Genomic DNA, 14,443 nt, shown 5'->3' with positions numbered 1-14,443 from the left:
TCTTGTAATCTGCTTCACATGACCGCTTCCTCACCGCCTGCCTCACCTCCCACAGCCGATAACGCCGCCGGCTACCCGGCGGGCACTGTTCTGCATGGGGTCCCTGTCGTCGCGGGCGTGCAGTACGCCCCGGTGATCCGGCCGGGCCGCCTGCCGGTGTTCGACGACGCGGGCGCCGATATAGAGGAAAGCCAGCGGCCCGCCGAAGTGCAGCGATTCGCCGCCGCAGCCGCCACCGTGTCCGGTCGGTTGCGGGACCGCGCCGCGCACGCCACCGGCGCGGCCTCCGAAGTGCTCGCCGCCACGGCCACGCTCGCCCAGGACCGGGCCTGGCTGGGTGCCGCCGAAAAGCGCATCAAAGAAGGAGCACCCGCGGTACGGGCGGCGATCGGCGCGGTCGAACAGTTCGTCGGCATGTTCACCCAGATGGGCGGGCTGATGGCGGAACGCGTCACCGACCTTCAGGACATCCGCGACCGCGTGCTGGCCGAGCTCAGCGGGCTGGCCGAACCCGGCGTCCCGCTGCCGGACGCGCCGTCGATCCTGTGCGCCGAGGACCTGGCGCCGGCCGACACCGCGGGGCTCGACCCCGCCCTCATCGTCGCGCTGGCGACCACCCTCGGCGGGCCGACCAGCCACACCGCGATCATTGCCCGCCAACTCGGCATCCCCTGCGTCGTCGCCGTCGACGGCCTGGACGCGGTCACGGCCGGCACGCGGGTTCTCGTCGACGGAACGCTCGGCACCGTCACGGTGTCACCGGACGAAGCTGAGGCGGCCGACGCCGTCGCCCGGGCCCAGCGCGAGGCCGCTCGCGCAGCGCAATGGTGCGGCCCCGGCGCCACCGCCGACCGGCATGTGGTCGCCGTTCTCGCCAATGTTCAGGACGGCGCCGCCGCCCGCTCGGCTCGTCAGACACCGGCCGAAGGCGTCGGCCTGTTCCGCACCGAACTCTGTTTCCTGAACCGCGAGACCGAACCCACGGTCGCCGAGCAGACAGACATCTACGCCGAGGTGCTCGACGCGTTCGCCGGCCAGAAGGTGGTCATCAGAACACTCGACGCCGGCTCGGACAAGCCGCTGAAGTTCGTCGGGCACCCTGACGAAGCGAACCCCGCGCTGGGCGTGCGTGGCATCCGGATCGCCGCCGGCAACCCCGGGCTGTTGGACCGTCAGCTCGAGTCCATCGCGGCCGCCGCCGACCGCACCGCCAGCCGGCCGTGGGTGATGGCGCCGATGATTGCCACCGCAGAGGAGGCCGAACACTTTGCCGCCCGGACCCGTTCGCACGGACTCACGCCGGGCGTGATGATCGAGGTACCCTCTGCCGCGCTGATGGCCGCTCGCATCCTCGAGCACGTCGACTTCCTGTCGATCGGCACCAACGATCTCGCCCAGTACACGATGGCCGCCGACCGGATGTCCGCCGAGCTCGCGACGCTCACCGATCCGTGGCAGCCCGCGGTGCTGGCGCTGGTGGCGATGACGGTGCGGGCCGGCGCCGCCGCGGGCAAGCCGGTCGGTGTGTGCGGGGAGGCTGCCGCCGACCCTGTACTCGCCTGCGTCCTGACCGGGCTGGGTGTGACATCGCTGTCGGCCGCGGCCGCCGCGGTTCAGGGTGTCGGTGCGAAGTTGGCGTCGGTCTCGCTGCAGCAGTGCCGCGACGCCGCCGACGCCGTACTCGCCACCGCCACGGTCGCCGAGGCCCGTGCCGCCGCGCTGGCCGTACTAGGTGTGGTCTAGTGACCAGTGACCTGACCGCCCGATTGGCCAAGGAGAAGTTCGTCTCCCTGACCACGTACAAGAAGAACGGTGATGCGGTCGCCTCGCCGATGTGGATCGCCCGCGACGGCGACGCGCTGGTGATGTGGACACCGGCCGAGACGTGGAAGGTCAGGCGGGTGCGCCGCGACCCGAGGGTGCGGCTGAGCGCGTGCGGGCGCACAGGCCGGGTCGATATCCGCCAACCGGCGCTGACCGGACAGGCCGAGTTGATCGACGACGACCGCGAAGTGTTGCGGATCGAATCGATCATCAAACGCAAGTACGGCCTCGTGTACCGGCTGATGACCGTTGTCGAAACGATCGCCGCCCGCGGACGCAAACCTCGGGTGGGGCTTCGCATCTCAGCGCTGCGGCCGGCGTGACGCCGGGCCCGGACTACCGCAGCGTCGGACGGACACCGGAGCGCCGCGCGATCTCTCCGTCGACGATTTCGGTGATTGCGTTGAGCGGGTCGGACCGGGTGATCTCACTCCCCAGCTCTCGGGCACGTGCACGGTAGGAGTGGACGTCGCGTACCCGTCGTACGGCCGCCGCGATATCAGCCACCCGCGGCCGGGCACTTCCCAAATTCACCCCGAGTCCGAAGTGCGCGACGCGAGCGGCGACCTCGGACTTGTCGGCCGACTCGCCGGCGACGACCAGCGGCACGCCACACCGCAATGCGTGGTGAACTCCGCCGTAGCCGCCGTTGGTGATCATGACATCGACGTGGGGCATCAAGGCCGAGTACGGAAGCCAGTCGCAGACCAAGGCATTCGCTGGTAGCCGGATCTGCGGCCGGTGGCCGTCGCGGCGCCCGGTGGTCGCGACCACGACAACGTCATCGTCATCAGCGAGGGCCGCCAGGCTCGGACCGATCAACTGGTCGAGGTCAGTGTTGTCCAGCGTGCCCTGCGTGACGTGGACGACGACGCCGGCGGTTTCGATGGCATTCCACCATTCGGGTGCCTCGAATGTGTCTGCGTTGTCGTGGAAGACGGGTCCGACAAAGTCGACGCCGGCCGGAAGATCAGCCCGCGGGTACTCGAACGACGGCACGGTGAGTTGCACCATTCGGTCCGCGAGACGCGGCCAGTCCACCAGCGCTTCGCTACTGGGCGGGGAACCGGCGCCCGCCAGCGCACGGTTCAAGTCGGCTTGGACGCCGTGAAGCATCCGCCGGTGGACACGGTTCAAACCGGAGTAGTCGGTGTCGGCGCGCGGTGCCCACCCGATACCGAAAGGTGGTGCCGCAGCGCTGGAGAGGGTGAGTGGTCCGACTCCGCACACGATGAGTGCCGGCCGTGCGCGAGTTGCACAAAGCAGCGGCAACGCCCCAGTGAACGCCAGGTCGACGAGCACAGCGTCGACGGATTCTCGGCGGATGAGGTTGTCGAGCGACGCATACTGGGCGGCCAACGGCGCAATGAAGGTGGCCTGCATCTCGCGGCGGCCGCGGGCATAGCGGCGCAGCAGACTCGGCAGCAGCTGGAGCGAAAGCGATTCCGCCAAAGCCTGGTCCACGCAACCGTCGGACGGGAGGACTGCGAAGTCCACACCCACGGCCTGCACCGCCTCGCGATACGCCTCGCCGGTGAGCAGCCAGACTTCGTGTCCCGTCCTTCGAAGGTGCGCGGCGATCTGCAGCATGGGCTGCACATGGCCGGACAGAGGGCTAGCCGCCAGGGCTATGCGCGCCAATGGACCGCCCTTCGCGTCAGCGGTTCAGCGGAATCGAAATCACGCGGCTGCCAATGGCCTTGACGTTGTCCGGCAATATCCGGGCAACGGTTCCGAGCACCTTGGAACTGACCGAGCCACCCACGACTTTCTGGTCACCTCGCATGAGGGCCTCGAATCCCTGGCGCGCTACCTGCGCCGGATCGTCCTTGCTCATCTTGCCGACTGGTGTCTCATCCATCTTGGCGCGGTGGAAGAAGTCGGTGTCCGTCGGCCCTGGCATCAACGAGGTGACCGTGATCCCGGTGTCGCGGAGCTCGTCTCGCAGCGCTTCGGCGAAGGACTGCACGAAGGACTTCGATGCGTTGTACACCGTCTGGTAGGAGCCCGGCATCATCGAAGCCACCGACGAAGTGAACAGCACCCTGCCCGCGCCGCGATTGGCCATGTCGCGCAACACCAGCTTGGCAAGATGAACGGTGGACCGCACATTGAGGTCGATGATGCTCAGATCGTCGGCGAGTTCCGTCGCGAGGAACATGTCGCCGCGACCGATACCGGCGTTGAAGGCCGCAGCGGTCAGCTCGCGACCTCCGTCGACGGCACTGTCGTAGAGATGGGCGACGCCTTCGGCGGTTCGCAGATCGACCTGGACGGGCTGAACTGCCGCGCCATGCTCGGCGAGCAGACCCGGCACGTCGCGGATACCGTCGTCCTCGGCTGCGACGACCAGGTCATAGCCGTGCTGCGCGAAAAGGCGGGCAAGTTCCAATCCGATACCACTGGAGGCACCGGTAACCAATGCGAATTCGGTTTGAGCCATGCCCCTGCACCTACCCGGCGGCGAGGCGGCGAAACCGAGACCGACGCTGACGTCACTTATGGAATAATGCGGACTGCAGTCCGGTTACTTGTCTCATGCCAGCCATCACTGCAGACACCTTGACTCTTCCGCGGATCGCGGAGCCCGCAGCATCCGACACCGAGCGACCGGTGCGGTCCATCACCGCCGGACCGCGCGGTTACGAAGGTGAGGGATTTCCCGTCGTGCGCGCATTCGCCGGAGTCAGCGCCGCCGACCTCGACCCGTTCGTCCACATGGACCAGATGGGCGAGGTGGAATACCAGCCGGGTGAGCCGAAGGGCACCGACTGGCACCCGCACCGCGGCTTCGAAACCGTCACGTACATGATCGACGGACGCTTCGCGCACCAGGACTCGCACGGTGGCGGCGGCCTCATCACCGACGGCGCCACGCAATGGATGACCGCCGGGTCGGGCATCCTGCACATCGAGACGCCGCCGGCCGAACTGGTGGAGAGCGGCGGCACCTTCCACGGCATCCAACTGTGGGTGAACCTGCCGAAGAGGGACAAGTTCGCGACGCCGAAGTACCAGGCGATCGAGGGCGGCCAGGTGAAGTTGCTGTCCTCGGACGACGGTGGAGCGTTGCTGCGCATCATCGCCGGCGACGTCGGCGGACAGCAGGGGCCCGGTTCGACGTATACACCGATCACCCTGGCGCACACGACCATTGAGCCGGGTGCGCGGTTGAACATCCCGTGGAACCGCGACTTCAACGCGTTGGTCTATGTGCTGTCCGGCCGCGGATCGGTCGGGCCGATCCGCCACCCGATTCAGCAGGGACAGCTGGCCGTATTCGGACCCGGCGACCGCATCAGCGTGGCCGCCGACGAGTCGCAGGACTCCAACCGGCCGGCGCTGGAGGTGCTCATCCTCGGGGGCAAACCCATTCGCGAGCCCGTCTTTCACTACGGGCCCTTCGTGATGAACTCCAAGTCCGAACTGGTCCAGGCGCTCGAGGACTACCACGCGGGCAAGTTCGGCGCCATCCCGCCGGATGCGCTGATGCCGCACCGTCCGTTGGGCTAACTGTCGCGGGGCGGCGGCGACTGCAGCGTCGGCGCCGCCGCCGCCAGGATGTCGTCCCGGTCTCCGTTCAGCGGCGGATAGATTCGCTCCGTGTTGATGACCTGTTTGGTGGCTTTGGCAACCTCTCCGCTGGCGGCCACCTGCCGGTCCCACCCCTCGGTGTACACCGCGCCCGCGGGACCCAGATCCAAAACTGTGACATACCAAGGGATTCGAAGAGCCATCATGGGCTCGCCCAGCAGGTCGCTGATCACGTTGTATCCCGCGAACCGGCCCATCGGCCTACTGTGCTGGCACGACATCACCGACAGGTGGGTGTCATCCATCCGTGCGGCCGCCACGTCTCCGGCGGCGAACACATTCCGCAGGCCCTCGACACGCAGGTAGTCGTCGACCTGAAGGCGGCCGAGACGATCACGTTCGACGCCCAGGCCGGCGGTCAGCGGGTTGGCGCGCATGCCCGCACACCACACCACCGTCGACGCCGGCAGCACTTCGCCCGTTGAAAGTGTCGCCCCACCGTCGTCCACGGCGGCGACGCCGACCCCGCACCGGGTCTCGACTCCGACCGAGCCCAGCGCGGCCTCGATGACCGGCCGCGCCGCGGTGCCCATATCCGAGCCGACATGAGGGCTGTGGTCGACGAGGATCACGCGGGCATCGGTATCCGGGAACAGCGCCGCCAACCGTGCGGGCAACTCGGTGGCGGTCTCGATGCCGGTCAAGCCGGCGCCGACCACGACGACGGTGGCGGCCGCGGCCGTGTGATCGCCACCGCCCAGGTCCGCCAGATGCCGCTGCAGCGCGGTGGCGCCGTCGTAGGTATCGATGTCGAATCCGAACTCGCGCAGACCCGGGATGTCGGGTTTGGCCACCTGGCTGCCCAGCGCGAGCACCAGCCGGTCGTAGGTGCGCACCCCGAGCGCGGTGGTCACGGTGCGGGAACCCGGGTCGATCGCCGTCACGTCGGCCGCGAGGTGCCCGACCCCGACCGGATCCAGCACCTCGCCCAGCGCGATGCGGCACGGCGACAGGTCGGCTTCGTAGTTGCGGACCCGGATGTCGTGGTAGGGCAAAGAGCTGACGACGGTGACCGTAACGTCGCCGGGTGCGGCGCCGAGTTCGTCGAGCCGTCTGGCGGCACCGAGGGCCGCCCACAGACCGGCGAAACCCGAACCGAGAACAAGGACTTCGCTCATCCGGCCGACGCTACCTGCCCGGCGCTCGTCGGGTAGAGAAGCTCGAGCTCGCCCAGGTTGGCCGCCACGGTCGTCAGGGGCAGCGCCGCCGACACCGCCAGACCACCATCGGTGGCCTCCGCGCGCAGCGCGATCACGAAGTCGTCGCTGATGGGTGCGTGCACGGGCGCACCCCCTTCGGTCAACCGGACACAGATCGCGTCGGCGTGCGCCTCGAGCACATCGCAGGTTCTGGGGTAAACCCCCAGCGGTGGCGGGACGATGTCGGCGATCAACTCTGCGGCGGCGCGCAACCGGATCGCGCGGTTGGCGGAGTGCACCACCGGAGCGCGCCGGTCCGTCGCCCCGCCCGTCTCCGAAAGATACTGACGCACTGCGTCATCGAGTGTTCGCGAAGCCTCCATCGCGGCGCGGCTCAGCGCTATCACCCGATCCGTCGCCTCTTCGGACGCGCCGTGGGTGACCCGCAGCACGGCGGCCTTGAGCAGTTGTGTGCCTGCCGCAAAGGCGCTGTCCGTCGCCTTGGTCACCGTCGCCGCCGCGCCTCGCGGCCACAGCAACACCGACACCATGACACCCACGAGGCCACCGACCAACACATCCTCGACGCGCAGCAGGCCCACCTGCCAGCCGGTCGGCACGATCAGGTTGAAGTTGATCAGCACCATCATCGTGAACGCGGCCTGCCCGGCGATGAACGACGCGACCTCGGGAACGTAGGCAGAGCCGAACGCCACGACCGGCAACAGCGTCCACATCACGGCCGGGTCGACACCGACCACTTCGATGACGACCACGCCCAACAGGAAACCGAGCGCCGTGCCCGCCACTGCGCGCAGCACCCGGGTGCCGGTCGTGAGCGCGCTGCTGCGCAGCACCGACAACGCGCCGAGCACCACCCAGAACCCGTGCTGAACCGGGAACACATGGGTGACGGCAACCGCCAGCGCCAGACCGAGGCCCGTCCGGACGCTGTTGCGCAGCACGACCGCGCGGGTGGTCACGTATCCCTTGGTGATGGCGGCGACCGCAACGGTTTCCGGCAGCACCCAATCCGCCGTGCCGGTCTTCGGTAGTCGACGGCCGAGCACCCGAGCCCACACCGGCCGGGCGTCTGCGATCGCCGCGTTGCGGATGATGCGGCCCGTGACGCCGACCGTCGCCGAGAACGTGCGACGGGTCAGCAACCTGCGACCGATCTCGACCGCGATGAGGTCGTGGGGTTCGGCGAGAATCTCGACGATGTCCTCGCGGTAGCGTCCCTGCGCGATCGACCGCTGCTCGGCCAGCGCCGCGTCCAGGTCGGCGCCCCTGCGCGCCCGCTCGGCGGCATCGGAGATGCTCAGTACCGCTGCCGAATCCCGTAGCACCCGGACCAGGGGCGCTTTGAGGTCGCCGAGTAGGGCGCCGGTGTCGTCGGTGATCTGGTCGGACAACCAGCCGAGGTCGTCGACGACCCGCACCAACGCCCGACTGCCCGCGGTGAGCGCGACCGGCCGGAAATCCGCGCCCACGAAGTTGTCCCACAGCGCGTTCATGGCCCGGTTGACGTCCTTGGCCGACCCGGTGCCCTCCAGACTGTCGGCGAGCTTCTGACACACCTCCACAGCGTGGCGACGCAGATCGTCGTGGTGGCGCGGCGGAAAGAGGAACAACGACGCCGGGACACACACGGCCAGGGCGATCAGCCAGCCCAGCAGCCGCTCCGGGATCGGGCCCACGGGCGTACAGGCCGGAAGGACGAACGTCAGCAGTGTGGCCCGCTGGCCCGCGGCGAAGCTCTCGCTCAGCACCCCCGAGAAGGTCACCGCCACGCCGAGCAGGAACATCGCCGCCACGCTGATTCCCGGGTGTGGCGACACCAGGGTGCCCAGCACGATGAGGGTGGCGCCGTTGATCCCCAGCCCGGCGAAGGCGAGCGCGCGGGCCGGCCGGTTGCCGGGGAAGTCCGCCATGATGAGCAGCGCCACCGACCCGAAGATCGTGAACAGCGGTGTCTGTGAGTCACCGGCGATCGCGAAACTGATCGCCGCTGCGACGGGAAGCATGATGGCCGCCCGCCCCGCCCGCCGCAACGCGTCATGCTCGGGATCGCGCTGGCGGATCCGGTCCGTGAAGCGATGCCAGAGTTGCATGCGTCCGGTGTCGCCGGCCGCGCTAGTCACCGTCGGGCACCGAGGCGAACCGCCCGCAGTCGAGAGCGTCGATCAGCTGGCCGGCGATCCACTCGAGGGCAGCCGCGTCGCGGGGCAGTGTCGCCTGCTCGTAGCCGAGGTCGGACAACACGTCGAGACCGGTCTCGAAGTACGACTCACGCGAAACGACGCTCGCCATGGCAGCTCACCCTAATGCGCGATCGGTGTGGAGGCCGAGGGCCCGCCGGGAAAGGTTACGAGTGAACCCACCGAGCGTTCGGTCGTCCGCTCAGCCCGAGAGTATTTGCTGGTAGGGCATGCTGGGGAGGACTAACCGGCGGCAGCTGTCTGAGTGCCACGTGAGCTGTGGCACAATTTGACCGTGCCGCAACATACGGCGAGTCGAGGTCCGGGTCGTCCACCCGCAGCGAAGGCAGCTGAAACGCGAGAGCGCATCATACAAGCGGCTCGCGAGGTGTTCAGCGAACTCGGATACGACGCAGCCACCTTTCAGGCCATCGCGATCCGCGCCGACCTCACCCGTCCTGCGATCAATCACTATTTCGCGAGCAAGCGCGTCTTGTGGACAGAAGTTGTCGAGCAAACCAACGCTCAGGTGGTCAACGCCGGCATGGCGCGAGCGCAGAGCCGAAATGATTTGCTGGGGCGGCTGTCCGCATTCTTTGCCGCAGCGATGCAGGCCGATACCGAAGACCGCTCAGCGGCGGCATTTCTCGTCACCTCGGTCCTGGAGGCGCAGCGCCATCCCGAGCTGAACAACGACGAGCACGACTCGCTGAAGAACTCACGTGCCTTCGTGGCCTGGGCGGTGAACGACGCAATCCAGCGCGGTGAGCTCACCACCGACACCGATGTCAACCAACTCGTCGAGATGCTGGTGGCGGTGATGTGGGGGATGGGCTTCTACGCCGGCTTCGTGGGCGATCGCACCGAACTGTCGTCGGTGGTGCACAAGTTCGAATTGTTGATGGCGAACAAACTCTGGCACCTCCACGAATAGTCGCTCGCCAGAAGTGATCTAGCCCACAGTTCATCTAGCTCTGCTAACTTTTTGTCTAGCATAGCGAAGGAAATGACTGATGTGAGTGACGTGCGGCTGGCCCGCACAGATGGTGACAGCTGGGACATCACCGAGAGTGTCGGTGCGACGGCGCTGGGCGTTGCGGCCGTCCGAGCCGCCGAGACGTCCCGCCCCGATGCACTGATTCGCGACGACTTCGCGTATCTATTGGCCGCGTCCGCCGGTCCAGCCTGGGCGCAGATGGCGAGCAGCGACACCGCTTGGCTCGGTGACGACGGGTACGGCCGCCGGATGCACGAGATGGCGCGCGACTACCAGGCGGTGCGCACGCATTACTTCGACGCCTACTTCGACGCCGCGAGCCGGGCCGGTATCCGGCAGGTGGTGATCCTGGCCGCCGGACTGGACTCCCGGGCCTATCGCATCGACTGGCCCTCGGGCACAACAGTATTCGAGATCGACCAGCCCAAGGTCTTGGAATACAAGTCCGCTACGCTGGACGCGCACGGCGCGGTGCCGAAATCACGCCGCGTCGCAGTGCCGGTCGACCTGCGCGACGACTGGCCCGCGGCGCTGATCGACGCCGGTTTCGATCCGGCGCAGCCGACGGCATGGCTGGCCGAGGGCTTGCTGCCCTACCTGCCCGGTGCGGCCCAGGACCGGCTTTTTGCGGTGGTCACCGAGCTCAGTGAGGCCGACAGCCAGATCGCGGTCGAGGCGTTCAACCTGCAGCCGTCGCAGTTCACCGAGGAGAAGAGGAGCGAGCGCCGTGAGCGGAGCGCGCACCTGCGCGACCGGCTGGGTCTGGATATCGACGTCGACGCGTTGATGTACACCGACGAGGAGCGTGCCGACCCCGCGGCCTGGCTGTCCGAACACGGTTGGCGCGTGGACGCGGTGCCGAGCGCGACCGAGATGGCCCGCCTGGGCCGGCCCGCCGGCGACGAACTCGCCGGCGAGGGGATGGACAGCGTGCTGTTGCGCGCCCGGCTGGAGGGACCCCCTCGATGAGCACGTTGCGCACCGCAGACGACACCTGGGACATCGCGACCAGCGTGGGATCGACGGCCGTGATGGTCGCGGCGGCGCGGGCCGCCGAGACCGAGCGGGCGAACCCACTGATCCGCGATCCGTACGCGAGAATTCTGATCGCCCAAGCGGGGACCGGGCTCTGGGAACGGATGGCCGACGAGGACTTCGCCGCCAAGGTGGCCGACATCGACGCCGAGGTCGCCACGATCTTCGAGCACATGGGCAGCTATCAAGCCGTGCGGACGCATTTCTTCGACGCCTTCTTCGCCGAGGCGGTCGCGGCGGGCATCCGGCAGGTCGTGCTCCTGGCTGCCGGACTGGACTCACGCGCCTACCGGCTGCCATGGCCGGCAAACACCACCGTGTACGAGATCGACCAACCGAAAGTCCTCGAATACAAGGCCGCCACGCTGGCCGAGAATGGGGCGACGCCGTCGGCGCAGCGTCACGAGGTACCGATCGATCTGCGCTTCGACTGGCCAAAAGCCCTGCGCGACTGCGGTTTCGACGCCGGGGTGCCGACCGCCTGGCTGGCCGAGGGGCTGTTGATGTACCTGCCCGCAGACGCCCAGGACAAGCTGTTCGAACACGTCACGCAGCTCAGTGCGGCGGGTAGCCGCATCGCGGTGGAGACCGTCGGCACCCATGCCCAGGAGCATCGCGACCGGATGCGGGAACGGTTCGAGCGCATCGCCGAGCAGTTCGGCGTCGAGGAGACACCCGATGTGCAGGGCCTCATGTACGAGGACCCCGACCGCGCCGATGTCGGCGAGTGGCTCGATGAGCACGGCTGGCGGTCCAAGGGCATCACCTCCGAGGAGGAGATGCGCCGACTGGGCCGGTGGGTGCTGCCCCCGGAGGACTCCGACGGGGACGCATTCTCGACATTCGTCACCGCCCAACGCGGGTAGGTCCACGGCGGCGCACACCCGACAGCGCCGGTTTGACGCGTGCACAACGCGTTCGGCGAACACTCCGCACGGATCGCCGGCCGGTAGGCCGGTGCTGCCGAAAGCAACCGCCGACTGCCAACTGGCGATCTCCCTTGCGCGGCATGCGCAAGTGGAGAACGAGGACAGCGCGACTGAAGGGTGATGATTGCCACTCGGACCGTTACGCCGTACTGTGACTCACATAGTGGGTGAAAGCCTGCATGATGAGTTTTGCGGATGCGTGCGCATAACGGCAAAGCGTGACCGAGGAGAACACAGATGACGACGGTGTCGCCGAATAACAAGACGCTGTTGGCCGACATCGGTCAGCAGCTCGACCGCTTGCCGATCGGGACGATGCACCGCAAGGTGGTGGTGGCGATCGGCCTCGGGCTGTTCTTCGAGATGTACGAGATCTTCCTGTCGAGCACCATCAGTACCACGCTCAAGACCCAATACGACCTCAACGGCACCACGCTGAAGCTGCTGCTGGCCTCATCGTTTCTGGGAATGTTCATCGGCGCGGCCGCCCTGGGTCGTCTCGCCGACAGGATTGGGCGCCGCCGCGCCTTCCTTTTCAACCTGGTCTGGTTCTCGCTGTGGACCCTGATAGGCGCCTTCTCCCCGACCCCGTGGTTCTTGGTCGTCACCCGGTTCCTGGCCGGCGTAGGGGTGGGCGCGGAGTATCCGGTCGCTGACGCCTACCTGTCCGATGTGCTGCCCAAGGCCCATCGCGGCCGATTGGCGGCGTGGGCATACACCTGTTCTTTCGTCGCGGTGCCCGTCCTGGGATTCCTCTCGGTAGGCCTGACCGAGCACAGCCTGTTCGGCATCCCCGGGTGGCGGGTGCTTCTGGTGATCGGGTCCGTCGGCGCCGCCGTGGTAATGCTGATGCGGCGGGGGCTGCCCGAGTCGCCGCGCTGGCTGGCCGGCGTCGGGCGCGCCGACGAGGCCAGGGCCGCGCTGCGGGAGTTTCAGACGGGCACCGACTCCGTGGCCGCGGCAGCGAAACCCGAGTCGGACTCAGTTGGCCCGGTCGCCGGAGCGGTGACCAAACCGCTTCAGCGGCTGTCGGTTTCGCCCTACCGTCAGCGTCTCGGCATGCTGGCGGTGTTCCATCTCTTTCAGTCGTTCGGCTACTACGGGTTCGGCACGCTGGCCGCTCTGGTCTTGGTCAGCCGCGGCTACGACGTCACCTCGTCCCTGCTGTTCACCGCGCTCTCCTACATCGGCTACCCGGTTGGCTCGGCACTGTCGGTACCGTTGCTGAAGTTCTTCGAGCGTAAGTACCTCGTGATCGCCACCATCGCCGCGATGGCGGGCTTCGGCCTGTTGTTCGCCACCGTCGACAACACCGCCCTTATCGTGGTGTTCGGCTTCCTCACCACGGCCACGAGCAACATGTTCTCCAACGTCTACCACGTCTATCAAGCCGAGATCTTCCCCACCGACGTCAGAGCCACAGCGGTGGGCTGGACGTATTCGCTGTCGCGTCTCTCCAGCGGCGCGCTGCCCTTCATCCTGATTCCAGTCCTCGACGACTACGGTGCCGCCGCGATGTTCACCGTCGTGCTGATCGCACTGGCGATCGTTATCGCGGTGGTGGCCTGGATCGGGCCCCGGACCACACGGCGCAACCTCGAAGACATCAACCCCGTCTGACTTTCAGGGAATCAACAGGGTGCGCAGCGCTTCGCCGGACTCGAGGTCCTGGAAGGCGGCGGCGGCCTCGTCGAGCGGCCGCCGCGCCCAGATGAGCGCGTCGAGCTCCAGCTGCCCGTCCATGTATCGGTCGACGAGCACGGGGATGTCGATCGACGGCCGGACCGACCCGTAATTCGAGCCGAGGATGCGTTGGTCGGCTTCGGCGAGCAGCAGCGGTTCGAATGACGCCCTGGCCCCCGTCGGCGGCAGCCCCACCACAACCGCCGCGCCACCCAGGCCGAGCATCCGGATCGCCTGTTCGGTGGTGCCGGTGTGCCCGAAGGCGTCGAACGCATAGTCGACGCCATCAGGGATCAGCGACCGCAGCTGCTCCTCGGCGTCGCCCGCTGCGGCGTTGATACGGTCGGTCGCGCCGAGCCGAGCGGCCAGCTGGGTCTTGTCGTCGCGAACGTCGATGGCCACGATCCGTGCCGCACCGGCGAGCTTGGCGCCCTGAATGACGTTGAGTCCGACACCGCCGCAGCCGATGACGGCGACGGTCGTACCCGCCTCGACGGCGGCGGTGTTGAGGACCGCGCCGACGCCGGTGGCCACCGCACAGCCGACAACCGCGATGACGTCCAGGGGAGCATCCCGGCGGACTTTGACCGCGCCGGAGGCGGGGACAACGACCTCTTCGGCGAACGACGAGACACCGAGATAGTGATGGAGTTTCTTCCCGTTCTTTGACAGCCGCGTGGTGCCGTCGAACAGCGTTCCGTTGGGCGCAACTATGGTGGCGACCTTCTGGCAGCGGGCTTCGTGGCCGGATCGGCAGTACCGGCATTCACCGCACGACGGCACCCACGACAACACGACATGGTCACCGACCGCGAGCCTGGTGACGCCCTCGCCGAGTTCGGTCACCACGCCTGACCCCTCGTGGCCCATGACCAGCGGCGCGGGCGTATCCCAATCGCCGCGCTTGACGTGCAGGTCGGAATGACAGACACCCGCCGCGGCGATCCGCACCCGCACCTCGCCGGCCGCCGGGCCGGCAAGATCAACGTCGCAGAATTCGATTGGAGTAGAAGAGTCACGAAAAACGATGGCTTTCAACAC

13 protein-coding genes are annotated in these 14,443 nt (G+C 67.7%); 7 read left to right on the top strand and 6 right to left on the bottom strand.

All coding sequences use genetic code 11. The features are described from left to right. The first annotated feature begins 18 nt into the window (after positions 1-18). Positions 19-1,743, top strand: a complete 1,725-nt coding sequence (gene ptsP, locus ACVWWN_RS02595; protein ID WP_457142492.1) for a phosphoenolpyruvate--protein phosphotransferase — start codon at positions 19-21, stop codon at positions 1,741-1,743. Beyond that, positions 1,743-2,147 carry a PPOX class F420-dependent oxidoreductase gene (locus ACVWWN_RS02590; protein ID WP_457142491.1) on the top strand — a complete coding sequence of 135 codons (405 nt, stop codon included), beginning with the start codon at positions 1,743-1,745 and terminating at the stop codon, positions 2,145-2,147. Before ptsP ends, ACVWWN_RS02590 begins: the two co-directional genes overlap by 1 nt. Positions 2,148-2,160: 13 nt before the next feature. On the opposite strand, the gene ACVWWN_RS02585 is transcribed toward ACVWWN_RS02590, so the two are convergent. Both ACVWWN_RS02585 and ACVWWN_RS02580 read right to left on the bottom strand, forming a co-directional pair. Beyond that, positions 2,161-3,423 carry a nucleotide disphospho-sugar-binding domain-containing protein gene (locus ACVWWN_RS02585; protein ID WP_457148973.1) on the bottom strand — a complete coding sequence of 421 codons (1,263 nt, stop codon included), beginning with the start codon at positions 3,421-3,423 and terminating at the stop codon, positions 2,161-2,163. Between the two features lie 58 nt (positions 3,424-3,481). Further along, on the bottom strand, positions 3,482-4,267 hold the full coding sequence (locus tag ACVWWN_RS02580) for an SDR family NAD(P)-dependent oxidoreductase (RefSeq protein ID WP_457142490.1): 786 nt from the start codon (positions 4,265-4,267) through the stop codon (positions 3,482-3,484). A 95-nt stretch (positions 4,268-4,362) separates the two neighbouring features. On the opposite strand from ACVWWN_RS02580, the gene ACVWWN_RS02575 reads away from it, so the two are divergent. Continuing rightward, positions 4,363-5,337, top strand: coding sequence for a pirin family protein (locus tag ACVWWN_RS02575; protein ID WP_457142489.1), 975 nt, complete (start codon positions 4,363-4,365; stop codon positions 5,335-5,337). Here the strand turns inward: ACVWWN_RS02575 and ACVWWN_RS02570 are convergent. Genes ACVWWN_RS02570 through ACVWWN_RS02560 form a run of 3 tightly spaced genes read right to left on the bottom strand, consistent with a single transcriptional unit; the run spans position 5,334 to position 8,870 of the window. Beyond that, positions 5,334-6,536 (bottom strand): NAD(P)/FAD-dependent oxidoreductase, encoded by a 1,203-nt coding sequence (locus tag ACVWWN_RS02570; RefSeq protein WP_457142488.1) that lies wholly within the window; start codon positions 6,534-6,536, stop codon positions 5,334-5,336. The genes ACVWWN_RS02575 and ACVWWN_RS02570 overlap by 4 nt on opposite strands. Beyond that, on the bottom strand, positions 6,533-8,671 hold the full coding sequence (locus ACVWWN_RS02565; RefSeq protein WP_457148972.1) for an FUSC family protein: 2,139 nt from the start codon (positions 8,669-8,671) through the stop codon (positions 6,533-6,535). Before ACVWWN_RS02565 ends, ACVWWN_RS02570 begins: the two co-directional genes overlap by 4 nt. A gap of 22 nt (positions 8,672-8,693) precedes the next feature. Beyond that, positions 8,694-8,870, bottom strand: a complete 177-nt coding sequence (locus ACVWWN_RS02560; RefSeq protein ID WP_457142487.1) for a hypothetical protein — start codon at positions 8,868-8,870, stop codon at positions 8,694-8,696. Between the two features lie 183 nt (positions 8,871-9,053). On the opposite strand from ACVWWN_RS02560, the gene ACVWWN_RS02555 reads away from it, so the two are divergent. The 4 genes from ACVWWN_RS02555 to ACVWWN_RS02540 all read left to right on the top strand — a co-directional run bounded on the left by ACVWWN_RS02555 (position 9,054) and on the right by ACVWWN_RS02540 (position 13,339). After that, complete coding sequence (locus ACVWWN_RS02555) at positions 9,054-9,692, top strand: TetR/AcrR family transcriptional regulator (protein ID WP_457142486.1); 639 nt, start codon at positions 9,054-9,056, stop codon at positions 9,690-9,692. Between the two features lie 72 nt (positions 9,693-9,764). Beyond that, a complete protein-coding gene (locus tag ACVWWN_RS02550) occupies positions 9,765-10,724 on the top strand; it encodes a class I SAM-dependent methyltransferase (protein ID WP_457142485.1) in 960 nt (319 codons plus the stop codon). Then, on the top strand, positions 10,721-11,656 hold the full coding sequence (locus ACVWWN_RS02545; protein WP_457142484.1) for a class I SAM-dependent methyltransferase: 936 nt from the start codon (positions 10,721-10,723) through the stop codon (positions 11,654-11,656). Before ACVWWN_RS02550 ends, ACVWWN_RS02545 begins: the two co-directional genes overlap by 4 nt. A 300-nt stretch (positions 11,657-11,956) precedes the next feature. Beyond that, positions 11,957-13,339 carry an MFS transporter gene (locus ACVWWN_RS02540; protein ID WP_457142483.1) on the top strand — a complete coding sequence of 461 codons (1,383 nt, stop codon included), beginning with the start codon at positions 11,957-11,959 and terminating at the stop codon, positions 13,337-13,339. Between the two features lie 3 nt (positions 13,340-13,342). Here the strand turns inward: ACVWWN_RS02540 and ACVWWN_RS02535 are convergent, their stop codons facing one another. Continuing rightward, positions 13,343-14,440 carry an alcohol dehydrogenase catalytic domain-containing protein gene (locus ACVWWN_RS02535; RefSeq protein WP_457142482.1) on the bottom strand — a complete coding sequence of 366 codons (1,098 nt, stop codon included), beginning with the start codon at positions 14,438-14,440 and terminating at the stop codon, positions 13,343-13,345. Between the last annotated feature and the right edge of the window lie 3 nt (positions 14,441-14,443).

It is taken from the genome of Mycobacterium sp. URHB0021 (genome assembly GCF_054057895.1).
Note: the sequence above shows the minus strand (reverse complement) of the source record. Positions and strands in the feature narration are given on the sequence as shown.